This window comes from Cycloclasticus sp. PY97N (assembly GCF_002443175.1).
Classification (GTDB): Bacteria; Pseudomonadota; Gammaproteobacteria; order Methylococcales; family Cycloclasticaceae; genus Cycloclasticus; species Cycloclasticus pugetii.
Map to the genome: position 1 here is coordinate 97,886 of NZ_CP023664.1, position 19,265 is coordinate 117,150.

Annotated in this window: 19 protein-coding genes; 13 read left to right on the top strand and 6 right to left on the bottom strand. The window is 43.3% G+C overall.

Features of this window, described 5'->3' with window-relative positions:
• The first annotated feature begins 16 nt into the window (after positions 1-16).
• The 6 genes from CPC19_RS00495 (at position 17) to CPC19_RS00525 (ending at position 6,258) form a co-directional block, all read left to right on the top strand.
• A complete protein-coding gene (locus CPC19_RS00495) occupies positions 17-358 on the top strand; it encodes a DUF2782 domain-containing protein (RefSeq protein ID WP_015005009.1) in 342 nt (113 codons plus the stop codon).
• Positions 359-380: 22 nt separating this feature from the next.
• Positions 381-1,325: a homoserine kinase gene (locus tag CPC19_RS00500; protein ID WP_016390391.1), complete on the top strand. Its 945-nt coding sequence runs from the start codon at positions 381-383 to the stop codon at positions 1,323-1,325.
• Positions 1,326-1,589: 264 nt separating this feature from the next.
• Positions 1,590-2,102, top strand: coding sequence for a TRAP transporter small permease subunit (locus CPC19_RS00510; RefSeq protein ID WP_016390389.1), 513 nt, complete (start codon positions 1,590-1,592; stop codon positions 2,100-2,102).
• Complete coding sequence (locus CPC19_RS00515) at positions 2,092-3,468, top strand: TRAP transporter large permease subunit (RefSeq protein WP_016390388.1); 1,377 nt, start codon at positions 2,092-2,094, stop codon at positions 3,466-3,468. Before CPC19_RS00510 ends, CPC19_RS00515 begins: the two co-directional genes overlap by 11 nt.
• A 94-nt stretch (positions 3,469-3,562) precedes the next feature.
• Complete coding sequence (gene ovoA, locus CPC19_RS00520) at positions 3,563-5,698, top strand: 5-histidylcysteine sulfoxide synthase (RefSeq protein ID WP_016390387.1); 2,136 nt, start codon at positions 3,563-3,565, stop codon at positions 5,696-5,698.
• 2 nt (positions 5,699-5,700) lie between these two features.
• Positions 5,701-6,258, top strand: a complete 558-nt coding sequence (locus tag CPC19_RS00525; RefSeq protein ID WP_016390386.1) for an antibiotic biosynthesis monooxygenase — start codon at positions 5,701-5,703, stop codon at positions 6,256-6,258.
• 24 nt (positions 6,259-6,282) lie between these two features.
• Here CPC19_RS00525 and CPC19_RS00530 read toward each other — a convergent pair whose 3' ends face one another.
• Positions 6,283-6,726, bottom strand: a complete 444-nt coding sequence (locus tag CPC19_RS00530) for a group III truncated hemoglobin (protein WP_016390385.1) — start codon at positions 6,724-6,726, stop codon at positions 6,283-6,285.
• A gap of 108 nt (positions 6,727-6,834) precedes the next feature.
• A complete protein-coding gene (locus CPC19_RS00535; protein ID WP_016390384.1) occupies positions 6,835-7,923 on the bottom strand; it encodes a TRAP transporter substrate-binding protein in 1,089 nt (362 codons plus the stop codon).
• Positions 7,924-8,271: 348 nt separating this feature from the next.
• Between CPC19_RS00535 and CPC19_RS00540 the strand changes: the two genes are divergently transcribed.
• Together CPC19_RS00540 and CPC19_RS00545 are read left to right on the top strand one after the other, a co-directional pair.
• Positions 8,272-8,760: a TIGR00645 family protein gene (locus CPC19_RS00540; protein WP_026362537.1), complete on the top strand. Its 489-nt coding sequence runs from the start codon at positions 8,272-8,274 to the stop codon at positions 8,758-8,760.
• A 17-nt stretch (positions 8,761-8,777) separates the two neighbouring features.
• A complete protein-coding gene (locus CPC19_RS00545) occupies positions 8,778-9,818 on the top strand; it encodes an aldo/keto reductase (protein WP_016390383.1) in 1,041 nt (346 codons plus the stop codon).
• Between the two features lie 51 nt (positions 9,819-9,869).
• Here the strand turns inward: CPC19_RS00545 and CPC19_RS00550 are convergent, their stop codons facing one another.
• Positions 9,870-10,142, bottom strand: a complete 273-nt coding sequence (locus CPC19_RS00550; RefSeq protein WP_016390382.1) for a hypothetical protein — start codon at positions 10,140-10,142, stop codon at positions 9,870-9,872.
• Positions 10,143-10,527: 385 nt separating this feature from the next.
• Here CPC19_RS00550 and CPC19_RS00555 point away from each other — a divergent pair, with 385 nt between their 5' ends.
• Positions 10,528-11,985, top strand: a complete 1,458-nt coding sequence (locus CPC19_RS00555; protein ID WP_016390381.1) for an aldehyde dehydrogenase — start codon at positions 10,528-10,530, stop codon at positions 11,983-11,985.
• A 51-nt stretch (positions 11,986-12,036) separates the two neighbouring features.
• On the opposite strand, the gene uvrD is transcribed toward CPC19_RS00555, so the two are convergent.
• Positions 12,037-14,202: a DNA helicase II gene (uvrD, locus tag CPC19_RS00560; protein ID WP_016390380.1), complete on the bottom strand. Its 2,166-nt coding sequence runs from the start codon at positions 14,200-14,202 to the stop codon at positions 12,037-12,039.
• A gap of 136 nt (positions 14,203-14,338) precedes the next feature.
• Between uvrD and CPC19_RS00565 the strand changes: the two genes are divergently transcribed.
• A complete protein-coding gene (locus CPC19_RS00565; protein WP_016390379.1) occupies positions 14,339-14,956 on the top strand; it encodes a bifunctional 2-polyprenyl-6-hydroxyphenol methylase/3-demethylubiquinol 3-O-methyltransferase UbiG in 618 nt (205 codons plus the stop codon).
• 22 nt (positions 14,957-14,978) lie between these two features.
• Here CPC19_RS00565 and CPC19_RS00570 read toward each other — a convergent pair whose 3' ends face one another.
• Positions 14,979-15,809, bottom strand: coding sequence for a sterol desaturase family protein (locus CPC19_RS00570; protein WP_016390378.1), 831 nt, complete (start codon positions 15,807-15,809; stop codon positions 14,979-14,981).
• A gap of 135 nt (positions 15,810-15,944) precedes the next feature.
• Positions 15,945-17,810: a phosphomethylpyrimidine synthase ThiC gene (gene thiC, locus CPC19_RS00575; protein WP_016390377.1), complete on the bottom strand. Its 1,866-nt coding sequence runs from the start codon at positions 17,808-17,810 to the stop codon at positions 15,945-15,947.
• A 99-nt stretch (positions 17,811-17,909) separates the two neighbouring features.
• Between thiC and CPC19_RS00580 the strand changes: the two genes are divergently transcribed.
• From CPC19_RS00580 to dtd, 3 genes are read left to right on the top strand one after another with little or no spacing between them, the layout of a single operon-like run.
• Positions 17,910-18,230, top strand: coding sequence for a rhodanese-like domain-containing protein (locus CPC19_RS00580; protein WP_015004992.1), 321 nt, complete (start codon positions 17,910-17,912; stop codon positions 18,228-18,230).
• Between the two features lie 4 nt (positions 18,231-18,234).
• The gene (locus CPC19_RS00585) at positions 18,235-18,762 is read left to right on the top strand and encodes a mismatch-specific DNA-glycosylase (RefSeq protein ID WP_016390376.1); all 528 of its coding nucleotides are present in this window, start codon (positions 18,235-18,237) and stop codon (positions 18,760-18,762) included.
• 7 nt (positions 18,763-18,769) lie between these two features.
• The gene (gene dtd, locus CPC19_RS00590) at positions 18,770-19,222 is read left to right on the top strand and encodes a D-aminoacyl-tRNA deacylase (RefSeq protein WP_020931856.1); all 453 of its coding nucleotides are present in this window, start codon (positions 18,770-18,772) and stop codon (positions 19,220-19,222) included.
• Positions 19,223-19,265 lie beyond the last annotated feature (43 nt).

Here is a 19,265-nt window from a genome sequence, read left to right on the forward strand (position 1 = left end):
ATTCCAAAGGAAAATCATGCGCCGCTGCTTACCCATTATTCTAGCCCTACTACTGATGTATTTATCAAACGCTACGGCAGAAGATGCAAGGCCGACTGTTGTTCCTGAGCCGCCCGAACTGCCTTCACAAATTGTCAGCGGTGAGAATATGTCACCTGACATTACAATCACCCGTAAAGAGAAAGAAACGATTACTGAGTACAGTGTTAACGGCAATGTTTACATGGTAAAAATTTCACCTAAAAACGCACCGGCTTATTATATGGTGGATACCGACGGTGATGGCAATTTGGAAACGCGCCGTTCAGACTTAGAAAAAGGCATGAACATTCCCCAATGGTTACTGTTTAGCTGGTAGTTCCAAAGCGGTTTTCTAAGTTATGTCTGTCTATACGGTCGTTGAGCGCGCCCAGCTGGTCGCTCATTTAAAACATTACGATTTGGGCCACCTTGTTAGCTTTCAAGGTATTAGTTCCGGTATTGAAAACACCAACTATTTTGTAACAACCACCCGCGGCCAATATGTATTAACGCTGTTTGAGGAATTAAAAGCAGAAGAGTTACCCTACTTTTTAACGATCATGGCTTTTGTCTCAGCCAAGGATGTCCCTAGTGCACAACCGATCCTCAATAAAGCAGGCAATTACCTATCTACCTTAAATGGTAAACCGGCAGCCATGGTAGAAAAGTTAGCCGGCACTGATGTTGACAGCCCCAATTCGACCCAATGCGCCGTTATTGGTCAGGCAATGGCAAATTTACACTTAGCCAGCTTAGAACTAGACATTTATCGCGACAATAGTCGAGGCGCTCACTGGCGACAACAAGCGGCAGAATTACTGTTACCATTAGTTGACCAAGATTCCGCTGAACTTATCAACAGCGAATTGGCTTTTCAGGCCCCCTATGACACATTAGGTCTACCTAAAAGCGTTATCCATGCCGATTTGTTTAGAGACAACGCCTTATTTTCTGGCGACCAGCTATCCGGCATTATTGACTTTTATTATGCCTGTAATGACTATTTTACTTACGATATAGCCGTTGCTGTAAATGACTGGTGCATCAACACTAATGGCTCCTTAGACAACACTCGCTTTAAAGCCTTTATGTCTGCTTACCAAGCTATTAGACCGCTGACAGAAGACGAAGTTAGACACTGGCCTATTGTAATACGTGCAGCTGCTTTTAGATTTTGGTTATCGCGCTTAAGAGACGTGCACTTTCCAAAAGAAGGCGAAATGACTCACCTAAAGGACCCTGATGCCATGAAACAAATTTTATTAGCCCGTCGGGAGCTTCCTAACAACTACTGTTTAGAATAATTATTAATCCGACCTGACGCTAAGTAAACAAGCAACCTTATTTTTTGAACAAGGCCTAACACTCCTCATTTGTTTCTTTGCAAACTCTACATGACCATATTTTTTCTTTTTTAAGCCTGCTAGAAACTTATCCAGCTTGGCCGTCTTCTGCAAAAGCCTCGCTAAACCCTCATCCTTTATTGTCCAACCTAATTTAACGCATAAGCCTGTATTCAGTTGACAACACATTGTAATATAGCCTCTTCGTTATGAAACTCAAACCACATGTTCAATACGCTGATCTGTCTTATAGACTCTATTAACAGGGTTATTTTTAATACCGTTTCTTGGTTCGTTGCTTTGATGGTTGTCGTTATGTTTGGCATTGTGACCTTACGTTACGGCTTCAACATCGGCTCGATCGCCGCACAAGAGTCCATAACCTACCTGCATGGCTTAGTATTTATGTTGGCCATTGCACATACACTTAAAATAAATGGTCATGTACGTGTAGATATTTTCTATCAACGCCTAGGGCCGAAAGGTCGCGCTATCGTCAATTTGCTGGGCTCAGTGTTTTTATTGCTCCCCGTAAGTATCTTTATCGCACATGCCAGCTGGGACTACGTATCTACTTCGTGGGCTTACTTTGAAGGCTCTAGAGAAGCAGGTGGACTAGACGGTGTCTTCTTACTTAAATCGTTAATTCCACTGATGGCTTTTTTACTGTTCTTGCAAGGCTTATCGGAAATCATGAAATCAATTTGCACCTTACGCGAGGCTAATCATGGACGGTAGTATTGCCTTATGGATGTTTGCCGTTGTCTTTCTTGTTTTACTAATGGGCTACCCCGTTGCCATTAGTTTGGCAGGAACCGCTTTAATTTTTGCCTTTGCCGGTGATTACTTTGGCACCTTTGACACTGCTTTTTTAGCCGCCTTACCGAATCGATTATTTGGCATTATAGAAAACGACACATTAATTGCCGTTCCCTTATTTGTATTTATGGGCGTGATGCTAGAAAAGGCTAAAATTGCCGAAAGCCTGCTTGAAAACATGTCTAAGCTATTTGGCACCCTACCGGGCGGTTTAGGTTTCTCGGTTGTATTAGTTGGTATGTTAATGGCTGCAAGCACCGGTATTGTCGGGGCCACCGTTGTAACCATGGGGTTATTGTCTTTACCGACCATGCTAAAACGTCAATATGACCCGGCGCTGGCGTGCGGCACCATTTGTGCCTCTGGCACACTGGGTCAAATTATCCCCCCTTCCATTGTATTAGTGCTACTTGGCGATGTTATTTCGTCTGCCTATCAGCAAGCTCAACTCGATATGGGCATTTTTTCGCCAGACACTGTTTCCGTTGGTGACCTGTTTGCTGGCGCCCTAATTCCAGGTATTTTATTAGTGGCTTTGTATTTAATATACTTAGCTGGCCTGGCTTTTTTTAAACCATCCAACTGCCCGGCTTTACCCCGCCAACAGGTCGATAAATCACTTTATTTAGGCTTAATAACCGGCCTAATGCCGCCCTTGGTCTTAATTATCGCCGTCTTGGGTTCTATTATTGCCGGCATCGCAACACCAACCGAGGCCGCTTCTGTTGGTGCGGTAGGCGCAACTTTTCTCGCTTATTTAAAAAAACAACTTAGCCTTGCCCAATTAAAAGCTGTAACACAGGACACCACTCAGGTTACCAGTATGGTGTTTTTTATATTGATTGGCGCTTCGCTATTTTCGTTAGTTTTTAGAGGTTTTGGCGGAGATGAACTGATAGAAGAATTACTGTCTGACTTACCAGGTGGGGTATTCGGCGCTATGCTGGTGGTCATGCTGGTTATGTTTTTTTTAGGCTTCGTGTTAGATTTTATTGAAATAACCTTTGTTGTCGTACCCATTGTTGCACCTATTTTACTAGCAATGGATATCAACCCAGTTTGGCTGGGTATTATGATTGCGTTAAACCTACAAACTTCGTTCCTTACACCACCTTTTGGATTTGCATTATTTTACTTACGCGGTGTTGCACCGGCGGCTATTAAAACCAGTCAAATATACCGAGGCGTTCTACCATTTATATTAATACAACTAGTCCTATTAGCCTTATTAGCTGTTTGGCCAGAGCTAACGACCTGGCTCCCCAGCATCATTTACAATAATTGACTTTAATCACCTATTAACAAATCTTATGTGTAATACCTTTGCTTTTTTCAAAGCCAGTAATAGACTAAAAGGAATGTAACCAACGAGGGGAAACATGTCATCCGTAGCAGAAGAAATTAATCATGACGTAAAAATAACTAAAACAGTTTTGCTGAACACAGGGTCCGTTGAACAAAAAAGAGAAGAAATTCGCGACTACCTACACAAAACATTTCAGCTAGAAGAACAGTTATACAGCACACTAAAACATGATGAGGCTTTTTATTTAAGGCCTGAATCTCTCCGCCACCCTCTTGTTTTTTATTACGGCCATACTGCTACTTTTTTCATCAATAAACTCAGCCTTGCCTCGCTGATCCAACGGCGTGTTAACCCGCGCTTTGAATCAATCTTCGCCGTCGGTGTGGATGAAATGTCGTGGGATGACTTGAATGAGGCCAATTACGATTGGCCTATCATTAGCGAGGTACAGACGTACCGACAAACCGTCTTAACACTGATTGATTCACTTATAAGCACCCTACCGCTCGAACTTCCGATCACTTGGGAAAGCCCGTTTTGGCCTATTCTTATGGGCATTGAGCACCAACGTATCCATATTGAAACCTCTTCCGCCATTATTCGCCAAATGCCGCTTGAACATTTGCAGCAACATAGTACTTGGAATGTTTGCCCTCATGTAGGAGAAGCCCCTAGTAATGAACTGCTTAATGTTGAAAGTGGGCGCATTAAACTTGGTAAAGATAAAAACCACAAAACCTATGGCTGGGATAACGAATACGGTGAAAAAGTTGTCGATATTGAGGAGTTTTCCGCCAGTAAGTACCTTGTTTCTAATGCTGAGTTTCTCAGCTTCATAAAAGACAACGGCTATCACCAAAAAAGATTTTGGACCGAAGAAGGCTGGAACTGGGTGCAATATAAAAAACCCGAACACCCGCTTTTTTGGATACAAAAAGATGATCGCTACCTTCTTCGCACCTTATTAGAAGAGCAAGAAATGCCTTGGAACTGGCCAGCAGAGGTCAATTACTTAGAAGCAAAAGCGTTTTGTAACTGGCTTAGCGAAAAGAAAGGAAAACCTATTCGCCTACCCACCGAGGAGCAATGGCAACACTTACACCAGCTTCACAATATTCCTGACCAACCAGAGTGGGAACAAGCACCCGGCAACATTAATCTGGAACATTGGGCATCTGCCTGCCCAGTTGATCACTTTGCCTTTGGCGAATTTCACGACTTAATCGGCAACGCATGGCAATGGACAGAAACACCCATCAGTGGCTTTGATGGCTTTGAAGTTCACCCGTTATATGACGATTTTTCCACCCCCACCTTTGACACACAACACAATTTAATTAAAGGCGGCTGTTGGATTTCAACCGGCAACGAGGCCACCAAACACGCACGCTATGCCTTTAGGCGCCACTTTTATCAACATGCGGGATTCCGCTATGTAGAATCAACACAACCTATGGAAAAACCATCTGCTATGTACGAAACCGATACCGCTGTCTCTCAGTATTGCCACTTTCATTACGGCCCGACTTACTTTGATGTAAAAGACCTTTCTGCTCATTGTGTTCAATTATGTTTGGAGCAACTGCAAGATAAACCCACCACTCGCGCACTTGATTTAGGTTGCGCCGTTGGCAGGGCTTCTTTTGAACTGGCACAACATTTTGATGCGGTCACTGGCATCGACTTTTCTGCGCGCTTTATCCGCATTGCTCATCAAATGCAGCAAAAAGGCAAAATTCATTATGAGCTAATCGAAGAAGGTGAAATAGTCTCCTATCATGAACAAACTTTAGAGCACATTGGCCTTAGCAACAATCGCGACAATATTGAGTTTTTTCAAGGTGATGCTACCAACCTAAAACCACAATTTACCAATTATGACTTAGTACTGGCCATTAACCTTATTGACCGTTTACGCACACCCGCCGTTTTCCTAAATGATATTCGCCACAGAATTAACGTCGGCGGCCTATTGGCCATTGCTTCACCATACACATGGCTGGAAGAGTTCACGCCTAAAGAAAACTGGTTAGGCGGCATTCGTAAAGATGGCGAGCCGTATTCCACCTTAGAAGGCTTAAAAGATCACTTAGGTGAGCATTTTAAATTAGTTAACGACCCCACCGATGTGCCCTTTGTTATTCGCGATACCAGTCGAAAATTTCAGCACAGCTTTAGTCAGCTGAGTATTTGGCAACGTACTAGTTAATAATGGCTGACACAGACAATACCGCCGTTACCGTTTCAATTGCACGCAAGGTAAAAAAAGGCGCAGAACAACAGTATGAAGACTGGCTACACCGGCTTTCTGAGGTGGCCACTAAATTTCCCGGGCACCAAGGTGTGCACATCCTAAAGCCATCTGCACAAACAGGCGGTGATTATGTGCTTATTGTTGGTTTTAATTCCTATGCACACCAAAAAAAATGGGAAGAGTCTGAACAAAGGCAGCGCTTTTTAGATGAGCTTGATGAAAAAGGGCTTATTGAAGGCAGTACAAAAATAAAGAAAGTTTCTGGGTTAGAATTTTGGTTTACCTTGCCAGAAGTGCCCAGTAGCGCCGCACCTAACCGGCACAAAATGGCCCTAGTGCTAATGGTCGTGGTATTTTCTTTATTAGTAACCATTAACCAAGTATTTGCGCCTTGGCTGTCAACCTTAACGCCCATACTAAAACTTGCCATTATGGTGGTGGGACAAGTCTTACTGATGACCTACCTTGTTATGCCAGCAGTCACACGCTTGCTTAAAAACTGGTTATATCGCTAAGGAGGTTAACGCCCTAAACGAGCACTAAGACTCTTGATGTTGCTGCAAATCAGTACGAATCCACTCTGCCATTTTAGTAGCACGGACAAGCCAAATGTCTGCGTACTTCTTTGGCAAGTGCTCATATAAATTACGCGAGAATAACGCCACCCAATCATCAACCAGGCTTGGTGGAATTTTTAAATAGCGGTGTACAGCATGGGGGTTATAAATATCTTCACGATAACGCTCACCGCCTAAATCAATCCACCAAAAATGGCCTATTCGTTGTTTAAGCTCGTCCCAATCTTTCACCTCAGAAAAATAACCACCAAGCGTTGGATGCACTTTGATGAGGTCATAAAAACTGCTAACCACCTGCTGAATGGTTTCTTTACCAAGCGTCAAATGCAACTCTCGATAAGCCCTATCAGCATTTATCTCCCCTGCTCGTTTATCAGACTCTTTATTTTCAGACGAATCATTCATAATCATTAGCCTTTTTCGTTAAAACATTACTCAAACAGTGCATTAAAAAATGCGGCGCAAGTTTTTAAAATTAGTTTCATTCTTTCAGCTCAGTTGATGTATGAAACGTTAAGCTCCTAACCCCCTAGCCCGCATGTATGCATACTCTGACACATCCGACCATTTAATCGCTTGCTGCTGAAAGCTACTATACGAGGCATAAACTTTTTGTGAGAACGCATCTCTATCTACAATGTCCTGTACCACTTCATTGGATAGCCAGTGAAGTTTTTTCAGCACATCATCCGGTAGGGCTTTAACACTGACTTGATGCTTATTTACTAAGGTGTCTAATGCTGCATTATTTTTTGCGCTAAATTCTGAAATCATGTCCATACTAGCGTCTTTACATGCGTGTTTTACAATGGCTTGCAAATCTTTCGGTAACGACTCAAAGGTCTGTTTATTAACAAATGTTTCTAGCGTTGAGCCAGGCTCATGCCAACCAGGGTAATAATAGTTTTTTGCTGCTTTATACAAACCAAAGGCTAAGTCGTTATAAGGCCCAATCCATTCGGTAGCATCAATAGCACCTGATTGCAGTGAGGTAAAGATTTCACCGCCTGGCATACTGACGGGCGTTCCACCTGCACGGCTTAACACTTCGCCACCTAGACCAGGAATACGCATTTTTAAACCTTTCAAGTCATCCACAGAGTTAATATCTTTACGAAACCAGCCGGCCATTTGAACACCTGTATTACCCGTTGCCATAGGCACTAGGTTAAATCGGTCGTACAGCTCCTCCCATAACGCAAGGCCGCCGCCGTAATACAACCAACCGTTAACTTCCTGTGCTGTCATTCCAAAAGGGATGGCGGAAAAGAATTGCGCCGTTTCACTCTTGCCTTTCCAATAATACGGCGCACCGTGACCCATTTCTACAGTGCCACGAGACACTGCGTCAAAGGCTTCAAAAGCAGGGACCAGTTCGTTGGCACCATACACTTTGATACGAATACGCCCCCCAGACATTTCCTCTATGGTTTTTGCTAAATAATTAGCATTTGTGCCTAATACGGGAAAGTTTTTGGGCCATGTTGTTACCATTTTCCATTTAAATTCTGGCTTGGCAGCTAAGGCCTTTCCACCCACAGCGAGTGACGTGGCTGCGACCATACCGCTGCCAAATGATTTCAGTACATCACGACGTTTCATTTATATGTTCTCCATTGACTCTTTAATGCAGCTCGCGACTGCTTTTTATTGATTAACTGCCAAGATATTCATCTTAATAACAATAGCACCCTGTTTTGCCATCTATCATTTAACAAGCGTTTTCTTGAATATAAACACCAAATCTGCCCAGTGTAAGATATTTTAGTGTAATGAGGCCTTGCTCGCTAAAAAACGCACAAAATAATGGCGCTTTTAACCCCCTAAAATTGAACCCACTAGCTATCTATATTACCGACAATACACCATAGAGAGAAGTGTTAAAAACTAGACTTAATCCATGTATACTAACTTTTTTATCACTGATCCCAATTCAATCTTATGCAGCGTATTGAACAACGCCTAGAAAAAATACTTTATGCCTCAAGGTGGCTACTCGCCCCTATCTACCTTGGTTTAAGCCTTGCTCTGATTTTATTATCTATCAAATTTTTTCAAGAAGCTTTTCACTTTTTCCCCATTATTTTATCCACTACAGAATCGGACATGGTGCTGGTGATTCTTTCGCTAGTTGATATGTCTTTGGTGGGTGGGCTAATTATTATGGTGATGCTCAGTGGTTACGAAAACTTTGTTTCGCGAATTGATATTGAAGAAGGTGCCGAAAAGCTGTCTTGGCTTGGCAAATTAGATTCTGGCTCGTTGAAACAAAAGGTAGCCGCCTCAATCGTCGCAATTTCTTCAATCCATTTACTTCAAAAGTTTATGAATGCCGAGCATATCGCCAACGATAAACTGATGTGGTACGTTATTCTGCATATTACTTTCGTCCTATCAGCCATTGGCATGGCTTGGGTCGATAAGATGAATAGACATTAAAAAAACAGGACCTCACTATGCAATACAGACAACTGGGTAGAACCGATCTTAACGTTAGTTTAATTGGCCTTGGCACCATGACGTGGGGCCGTCAAAACACGCAAGAAGAAGGGTTTGAGCAAATGGATTATGCTCTCACTCAGGGCATCAATTTTTTTGATACCGCTGAAATGTATGCTGTTCCACCAACACCTGACACCTACGGCAAAACTGAAACTATTATTGGTAACTGGTTTGCCTCACGTAAAAATCGCGACAAGGTGATCCTTGCGTCAAAAATTGCCGGGCCAGGTATGGAGTGGGTACGTGAGGGCAACAACTTTATTGACCGTAAAAATATTCTATTAGCCGTTGAAGACAGTTTAAAACGTTTACAAACCGACTACATCGACCTTTATCAACTGCATTGGCCAAACCGCGGTTCTTACCACTTTGGTCAAATTTGGGACTACGCTCCTAACTTTGACAAACAAGCGGTTGAAGACAACTTCATTGAAGTTCTTGAAACCATGGATGAGCTTATTAAGGCAGGCAAAATTCGCCATGTGGGTCTATCAAATGAAACTGCTTGGGGCACCTCTAAATGGCTAGAGTTGTCTGAAAAACATCAGTTGCCACGTATGGTATCGATTCAAAATGAATACTCATTAATGGCTAGGCACTTTGAGCCAGACCTTAGTGAAATTAGTCTACATGAAGATTGCAGCTTACTCGCTTGGTCGCCTTTAACCCGTGGTTTAATCAGCGGAAAATACCTTAACGGCGCTATGCCTGAAGGCACCCGTTTAGCTATTGATTCGCGTGTTGAACATCGTGCTAACGCACAAACAGATGCCACTATTGAAGCCTATATCGCGCTAGCTAAAAAACATCAGCTTGATGTTTGCCAAATGGCGTTAGCCTTTGTTAATCAGCAACCTTTTGTTAGCTCTAATTTAATTGGTGCTACCAGTATGCAGCAATTAAAAAGCAATATTGCGTCTATTGGCCTAACGCTATCTGATGAAGTTAACGAGGGAATTAAAACCATTAGAAGACAATACCCTATGCCTTTTTAGGCCATATCTACGTCTCAAAACGACCTTTTATGCCAGTGCCCAACCAACGGGTTATTGCCCAACTTCATGATAAGGGTGCTGGCTAACAAAGTGTTGAAGCACTAACTTGAGCTTGGCACTTTGCACAAGGTTACCGCACGCTTCTGCCTCATGGATATCGTCTAAGATAATCTCTTTAATTGCTGGAACGCCAGCTTCAGTTTCAAGCAAGTAATGCCCTAGCTCTAACGCTACAATGTTTGGCACATGTTCATGCTCTGCGATAGCCTCTATTTCTTCATTGGTGAGACCACTCAATTCGACACAATCTTCATATGTAAGCATGATTAACTCCTTTTTCTATATTCATTCCATACCCACTAATGTAGACAAATAATCCTAATTTTCTCTCAAGAAAAACACCCTTAAAGTGCTAACAATCATGTATTTCTTGATCTCAATCATATATTCCACATAAATCCCATCTATTGAGCATTGGGCGCGTCGTTCAACACACAAAAATAACGGTCTAGCTCTAGGTTTACGGGCAAGCCCTTGTTATGTCATGTATTCGTCAGCTTAATCTTAAGATTGTTCTTGCATAAGCACTAAGCCTTTGCGAGCATACAAACACATGAATATCGATTAGCTATCTTTTTCTCGAAATTCATTTGTAGTCATTGAAAAAAACATTCATAATTAAATGCTTATATAATAACAACGGAACACTATGAAAACCCAACTTATCATCAATAATGAGGCCGTAGACGCCTCAAATGGCGCAACATTTGAACGCCTAAATTCACTCACTGGCAACGTTGTTTCTCAAGGTGCTGCTGCAACCATTGACGATGCAAACAAAGCAGCTGAAACCGCTGCTATTGCTTTTAAGACTTGGTCAGAAACTGGCCCAACCGAGCGTCGCGCTTTATTACTCAAAGCAGCCGACATCCTAGAAAGCAAAACGAATGATATTATTCAAGCCATGGCGGCCGAAGTGGGCGCATCCGCCTTATGGTCTGGCTTTAACGTAATGATGGCAGCGGGTTTATTCCGTGAAGCCGCAGGCTTAACAACCCAAGTACAGGGTGAAACAATCCCAACGGATAAGCCTGACACACTGTCTATGACATTCCGCCAACCCGTTGGTGTTGTGTTAAGTATGGCACCTTGGAATGGCCCTGTAGCGTTAGCAGCTAGAGCCATTGCTTACCCTATTGCATTTGGTAATACGGTTGTCTTTCGCGCTTCTGAAGTCAGCCCAAAAACGCATCTATTGGTTTGCGAAGCGCTGTTTGAGGCAGGTTTACCAGCAGGTGTTTTAAACGTTATCACACATGCTTCTGAAGACGCACCTCAAATCACTGAAGCATTGATTGCACACCCAGCCATCCGCCGCATTAACTTCACAGGCTCTACTCGTGTCGGCAGCATTATTGCCCAGCAAGCAGCAAAGCATTTAAAACGCTGTTTGCTTGAGTTAGGCGGAAAGTCTCCGCTAGTGATTCTAGACGATGCCAATATTGACGAAGCGGTTAGAGCGGCTGTGTTTGGTTGCTTCTTATATCAAGGTCAAATTTGCATGACAACAGGCCGTATCATCGTAGATGAAAAAGTGGCTGATGAATTTATAGAAAAATTTGCTGCCGCTACCGCACAACTGACCATGGGCAATCCAGCGGAACCCGGCAACGAAATGTGCATTGTTGGCCCACTGATTGACTCGTCCTCCGGTGAGCGCTTAAACAGTATTGTTAAAGATGCAACAGACAAAGGCGCCAACGTTGTTTCTGGCGGAACAGCAGAGGGCGCATCGATGCCTGCCACTATTTTAGATAATGTTACTGCTGACATGCGCGCCTATCACGAGGAGTCTTTTGGTCCGGTTATTTCTATTATTCGCGTTAAAGACGATGAACAAGCACTGTTTGTTGCAAATGATACGGAATACGGTTTATCGGCCTCTGTCTTCAGCCGCGACTTCCCAAGAGCGATGAAAATGGCAAAACATATTGAATCGGGCATTTGTCACATTAACAGCGCAACTGTTAATGGCGAAGCTCAAGCGCCGTACGGCGGTACTAAAGCAACCGGTTATGGACGCTTCGATGGCCGTGCAGTGATTGATGAGTTTACCGAATTACGCTGGGTTACAGTTGCACCAAACCACGTGCACTACCCATTTTAAATTAATAGCTATTCCCCCAGCTTATTGAACATAAGCTGGGGCGTTTTAAGGCTAAACTTTATCTAATTTCGCATAGGCAAGCATTAGCCATTTACTACCCGCTGAAGAAAAATTAACCTGCACTCGCGCTTGCGCACCACTGCCTTCAATATTCAACACCACACCTTCGCCGAATTTTGCATGCACGACATGCTCGCCCATTTTAAAACCAACGGCTGATTCATCACTAAAACTAGCTTGTTGATTGCTTACTACGGGGCGTGTTACACGAGTGCCTAAACGAACCTCCTGCATTAACTCAGCAGGAATTTCCCTAATGAAACGAGACGGCATCGGATAGCTTTCTTGCCCATGTAAACGACGCGATTCTGCAGAGGTCAAATACAACTTCTCCTTTGCTCGTGTAATACCAACATAGGCTAGCCGTCGCTCTTCTTCTAGTTTCGCTGCATCATCAACCGAGCGCTGACTAGGAAACAAGCCTTCTTCCATACCAACCATAAAGACCAGTGGAAACTCCAAGCCTTTTGCCGAATGCAGGGTCATCAATTGAACGCAGTCTTCAAATTTATCACCTTGAGCTTCACCAGCCTCTAAAGCAGCATGTGCTAAAAATGAGTCTAACTCACTCAACTCTTCAGCTTCATCGGCCTCATAGGCAAATTGACGCGCTGCATTGCTAAGCTCTTCTAAGTTTTCTACTCGTGCTTCGCCCTTCTCGCCTTTTTCTTTTTTATGATGCTCAATCAAACCAGAACGGCTAATTACCTGTTCAACTTTTTCATGTAAGCTCATCGACGCCATATCAACAACCAGTTGACGAATCAAGGCTAAAAAGCCCGTCAATGCATTTAATGCTCGACCAGTTAACGCCGCTTCCTCACATAACTCATTTGCTGCCTGCCAAAGGCTTATGCTTTTCCCACGAGCTTGCTCACGAATAATATCTAGCGTACGCGTACCTAGCCCGCGTGTTGGCGTATTAACAATGCGCTCAAATGCCGCATCATTATCGTGATGAGTCGCCAGTTGCATATAGGCTAATGCATTTTTAATTTCTAACCGTTCGAAGAAACGATAACCACCATACACACGGTAAGGAATACCGGCAGCCATTAGATACTCTTCAAATAAGCGCGACTGAGCATTGGAGCGATATAAAATAGCGGCTTCTTCACGACTGTGCCCATTCGTCACCCAGTCTTTAATTCTATCAACAACAAAGCGCGCTTCATCCTGATCGTTATAGCCCGAATACAAAGAGATTAACTCGCCTTCCTCACCATCGGTCCATAACTCTTTACCCATCCGCCCATCGTTATTAACAATAATGGCATTGGCTGCTTTTAGGATGGTACTGGTGGAACGGTAATTTTGCTCTAAACGCACCACCTTATGTTCAGCATAATCTTTTTGAAAACGATGAATATTCTCAATCTTTGCACCACGCCAACCATAAATAGATTGATCGTCATCACCCACTACATATAAGTTTTCAGATTCTTCTGTGAGTAGCCGTAACCAAGCATATTGAATGGTATTGGTATCTTGAAACTCATCGACTAACACATGTTTAAAACGCTGCTGATAATGTGCTCTTACCGCATCGTTATCACGTAATAACTCATGTGCTCTAAGTAATAATTCAGCAAAATCGACCAGCCCAGAGCGCTGACAAACTTGTTCATATTCTGCATAAATCTCTAACATTTTTTGCTCAAAATGATCACTCGACGGCGCAATATGTTTCGCTCGTTTACCTTCGTCTTTTTGTGCATTGATAAACCATTGGACTTGGCGAGGTGGCCAGCGTGAATCATCCACATTCATTGATTTAAGCAAACGCTTAATCATCCGAAATTGATCATCTGAATCTAGCACCTGAAACGCATCTGGTAAGCCCAGTTCTTGAGCATGCATTCTTAATAAACGATGGGCGATCCCATGAAAGGTGCCAATCCACATGCCACCAACCGGTGTTTTTAGCATCGATTGCACACGCTCACGCATTTCACCTGCCGCTTTATTAGTAAACGTTACCGCCAAAATACTATACGGCGAAACACCTTCAACCTGCATCAGCCAGGCAACTCGATGCACCAGCACACGCGTTTTACCACTGCCTGCCCCTGCTAAAATAAGTGCGGCCTTTTCTGGGCCACTCACTGCATCTCGCTGAGCATCGTTAAGCCCATCTAATATATGTGTAATATCCATGTGAATATTTTATACTGACCCGACACCAGTTTCATTGAAACAGACAAAAAATAACAACCTTTCATAAACCAACGCCCCGTTCGTTATTTAAGTTGCCTCGATTGACAAATGACAGCAAAAACTTTGGAATAAACAAATGGACGACATCAGCGCTAAAGAAACCACAACCATAAAGCATTATGAACATAATGCAGACGCTTTTTGGAGTGGCACAAAAGATCATGATGTTTCGCAAAACATTAAGGCCTTCTTAGCCGCTCTTCCAAAAGACAAAACCCTTAATATACTTGATTTTGGCTGTGGTCCCGGCAGAGATTTAAAACACTTTAAATCCTTAGGGCACGTTCCAATAGGCCTAGATGGCTCGCCAACCTTTTGCAAAATGGCCACACAGTACAGCGGCTGCCCAACACTTAATCAAACCTTTGCCACGATGACGTTGCCCTTTGAACATTTTGATGGAGTTTTCGCCAATGCATCAATGTTTCATGTGCCAAGCTCACAACTTTTAAATGTATTGAATAAGTTGCATCAGTGCTTACGCCCAAATGGCATTCTATTTACGTCTAATCCACGCGGTAACGCTGAAGGCTGGCAAGGTCAGCGTTACGGGCATTACCAAGAGCTAGAGGACAGTAAAGCTTTTTTGGAGCAAGCCGGGTTCGAGATATTAACGCACTACTATCGCCCCGAAGGGAAACCACAAGAACAACAACCTTGGCTGGCTATTGTTAGCCGACAAATCCCTCGCTAAGCCAAACAAGCACTTATTCAAATTACTTTTTAAGACTGCTTTCTCTTTGTTCATATAAGGCTGAATTAAAGGGTTGTTTTAACTGCCCAATAAATTGATCCCACCGCGTTTGATCAAATCTATCGCCTAAACCAAACCGTATCTTTTGAGGATCATCTCGCAAACAAAAGCTAGCAAAAACCCTATCCCAAATGGATAACACACTGGCGTAATTGGAATCTGTTTCGTTTTGCAAGTGCGAGTGGTGAACCCAATGAACATGAGGCGTAACAATAATGACACGTAATAATCTATCCAGCGTAGCTGGAACAGCAACATTACTATGATGAATTAAAATAATCGGTAACGCTATCAACTCATAAATTAGCAACTGCTCTACGCTTAAGCCAATGATTGGCAACACCAATAAACGCAGAGCGCTTGAAAATATTATCTCTACGCTATGAAACCGCAGCGCTGAACTGGCATCCATTGCCGCATCCGAATGGTGGACAGCATGAAATCGCCATAAAAAGGGAATTGCATGATTGAGTCTATGCCAGCAATATTGCCAGCAATCGAATAACAACAGAGCAATTAATAACTCAAGGTAGGGGTTTAATGTCAGCCAATTTAATAGGCCAAACGAATGGCCCACTGCCCATGTTGTGACTGACAACACCAAACCCGTGAACAAAACACTCGCTATAGCCGCATTTAAAACACCTAATAAAATATTAGCCGCATCATGCCTCAACCGTGGTTTGACAGCATCATAAAATCGAAACATCGGCGCTAGCATTTCTAGCATTACCAGCGTTGCTAATACCAGAGCAACAAGAACCGGCTTAGCAGCAAGATCCATTTCAGCCATGACTCAGCCTCAAGCGATTAATCAACTTACTCTGGTTAGGCCAGCTAATAACAACGCCAGCCTAAACATTTAGCTCCTTCAAAAAGCTAGCCGAATTTTGATTGCTCAGGATCTCTGCGCTATTATGAGAAGATGTTAAACCTTCTTATATAGCTCGGCACCTTTGCTTTTAAACTCGCCTGCTTTTTCAGCCATCCCTTCAGCCAACGCATCTTGAGCATCTATGCCTTTATTCGCTGCATAATCGCGCACATCTTGGCTAATTTTCATCGAGCAAAAGTGTGGCCCGCACATGGAGCAGAAGTGGGCAACTTTGGCAGAGTCTTTAGGTAAGGTTTCGTCGTGATATTCACGTGCTCTGTCCGGGTCTAAACCAAGATTAAACTGATCTTCCCAACGAAATTCAAATCGCGCTTTTGATAAGGCATTATCTCGTATTTGTGCACCGGGGTGACCTTTGGCTAAATCCGCCGCATGTGCAGCAATTTTATAGGTAATAATCCCCACTCGAACATCTTCTTTATTCGGCAAACCCAGATGCTCTTTAGGCGTAACATAACAGAGCATCGCACAACCAAACCAGCCAATCATCGCAGCACCAATGCCCGATGTAATATGGTCATAGCCCGGTGCAATATCGGTTGTTAAAGGGCCGAGGGTATAAAAAGGCGCCTCATCACAGCACTCTAGCTGCTTATCCATGTTTTCCTTGATCATATGCATAGGAACGTGACCAGGACCTTCGATCATTGTTTGCACATCGTGCTTCCAAGCTATTTTCGTCAGTTCACCTAACGTTTCTAGTTCACCAAACTGAGCTTCGTCGTTTGCATCGGCCAAGGAGCCAGGGCGCAACCCATCGCCCAATGAAAATGACACATCATACGCTTTCATGATTTCGCAGATATCTTCAAAATGCGTATATAAAAAGTTTTCTTTATGGTGTGCTAAACACCATTTCGCCATAATAGAACCACCGCGTGACACAATGCCGGTCGTCCGCTTAGCTGTCATCGGTACATAACGTAGTAAAACGCCTGCGTGGATTGTAAAGTAATCAACGCCTTGTTCTGCTTGTTCAATCAAAGTATCGCGGAAAATTTCCCACGTTAAATCTTCTGCTTTACCGTTTACTTTTTCAAGGGCTTGATAAATCGGCACCGTACCAATCGGCACAGGGGAATTACGCAAAATCCACTCACGTGTTTCATGTATATTTTTACCGGTTGATAAGTCCATGATGGTATCCGCGCCCCATCGAATGCCCCATACCATCTTATCAACTTCTTCTTCAATCGAAGAAGTCACCGCTGAATTACCTAAATTACCGTTAATTTTAACCAAGAAGTTACGGCCTATAATCATTGGCTCTACTTCAGGGTGGTTAATATTCGCTGGAATAATCGCTCTGCCACGTGCAACTTCGTCACGCACAAATTCTGCTGTGATCTGCTCAGGGATACTTGCGCCGAAGGATTCGCCGGGGTGTTGCTCTGCGTTAATTTCAGAACGCTTCATGTTTTCACGAATCGCTATGTATTCCATTTCAGGCGTGATAATGCCTTTTTTCGCATAATGCATTTGGCTAACGTTTGCGCCCGCTTTCGCTCGTCGAGGTGCTTGGATATGCTCAAAACGTAAGCTTGCTAACGCTGGATCGTTTTGCCGTTCTTGGCCAAAAGTTGAGCTGGGCCCTTCTAGCAGCTCGGTATCATTCCTATCTAAAATCCACGGTAAACGCACATTCGGCAACCCTTTACGCAAATCAATCGTTGCATCTGGATCTGTATAGACACCCGAACAATCATAAACATACACATCTGGGTTTTTTTCTGCGCCAAAACTAGACGCTGTATCCGCTAATGATATTTTACGCATCGGCACGTTGATATCATCACGCGAGCCTTTAATATAAACTTTTTCTGAATTTGGCAAAGGCGTTATAGCTGCCTGCTGCAATGCTTCGGTTTTCTTCTGGAATTCTTCTGGAATGGCGCTCATAACGACCTCTTTGATGCACGTGTATTGATATTAGGGTAGCCTTCATCTTATCACACACTGCTATAATTAATTTCCAATAAAAAAGGCTTTATTACCCATATGAAAAAAATTTCTGCTACTGAACTAAGCTCACTGCTTGAGCAACCTAATCACTCCTTATTTTTGCTTGATGTTAGAGAGCCTAACGAGTTTGAATATTGTCATCTACCAAACAGCCATTTAATACCAATGCAGAGCATCCCTAATCGTCTAGATGAACTGCCAAAAGACAGCCCTATTATTACTATCTGCCATCATGGAATGAGAAGCCAACAAGTAGCTCAGTTTTTGCTCCAAAATGGCTTTACCGATGTTATTAACTTGACCGGCGGTGTTAATGCTTGGGCCGCTCAGGTCGATAATTCTATGCCAACTTATTAAGCTAATGGAAACCTTGCCAGACCTACTTAGCGCCCCATTAGCCGCTTTGTCAGTTGGGTTAAACCCTTCTATTCCGTCTGTTAAGGCAGGGTTTTACTTTGCCAACCCCAGAAACCGATTTTGGAAAGCACTCAATCAGTGCGGTTTTTTTGATGAACATATCGAGGCCAGTTTTAAAGGCTGCCAATACCTACACACTAAATACCGAATTGGCTTTACTGACCTAGTAAAGCGCCCAACCGCTGGCTGTGGCGACTTAAAAGCCCTTGACTACCGTAACGGTAGCTCTCGACTACAGCAACTCATCGACGATACACAGCCCGACATAGTTTGGTTCCACGGTAAATTAACCTGTCAAAAATACCTGCAATACAGCGAAGGCAAACCATCTGCCACCAGCTGGGGCCTGCAATCTTGGACGATTAACGCCAAACCCGTTTACGTATCACCCAATCCTAGCCCTGCAAATGCCGCTTTCTCACTAGCTGTTATTAGCGACAGCTATGCAGATTTTTTTAAACACTTATCATAACCTGCTCATGCTAACCGTTATTCAACGCGTCACTTATGCCAAGGTTACCGTTAATGATTGCCTCATTGGTGAAATTGGCCAAGGCATCGTCGCCCTTGTCGCCATTAAGGAAAACGATAGCGAAACCGAAGCAAAGCAATTGATTGATCGTATTTTATCGTATCGGATTTTTGCCGATAAAAACGGTAAAATGAACTTAAGCTTAAAAGATATTAACGGTGGTTTATTACTGATCCCACAGTTCACCTTAGCGGCCAATACCAAAAAAGGCGCTCGCCCCAGTTTTAGCTGCGTTGCAGCACCTCAACTATCAAAGCCGTTGTTCGAATTTACTACGCGTTATGCAAAACAACAATATGCCGCTGTTTCATGCGGTGAATTTGCTGCCGATATGCAAGTTACTTTATGCAATGACGGACCCGTCACATTTACATTAAAAACACGGAATGAAGATGGTTAAGAACCTGCCCAACATGCTAAAGTGTTGGCTGTTACTACTAGTC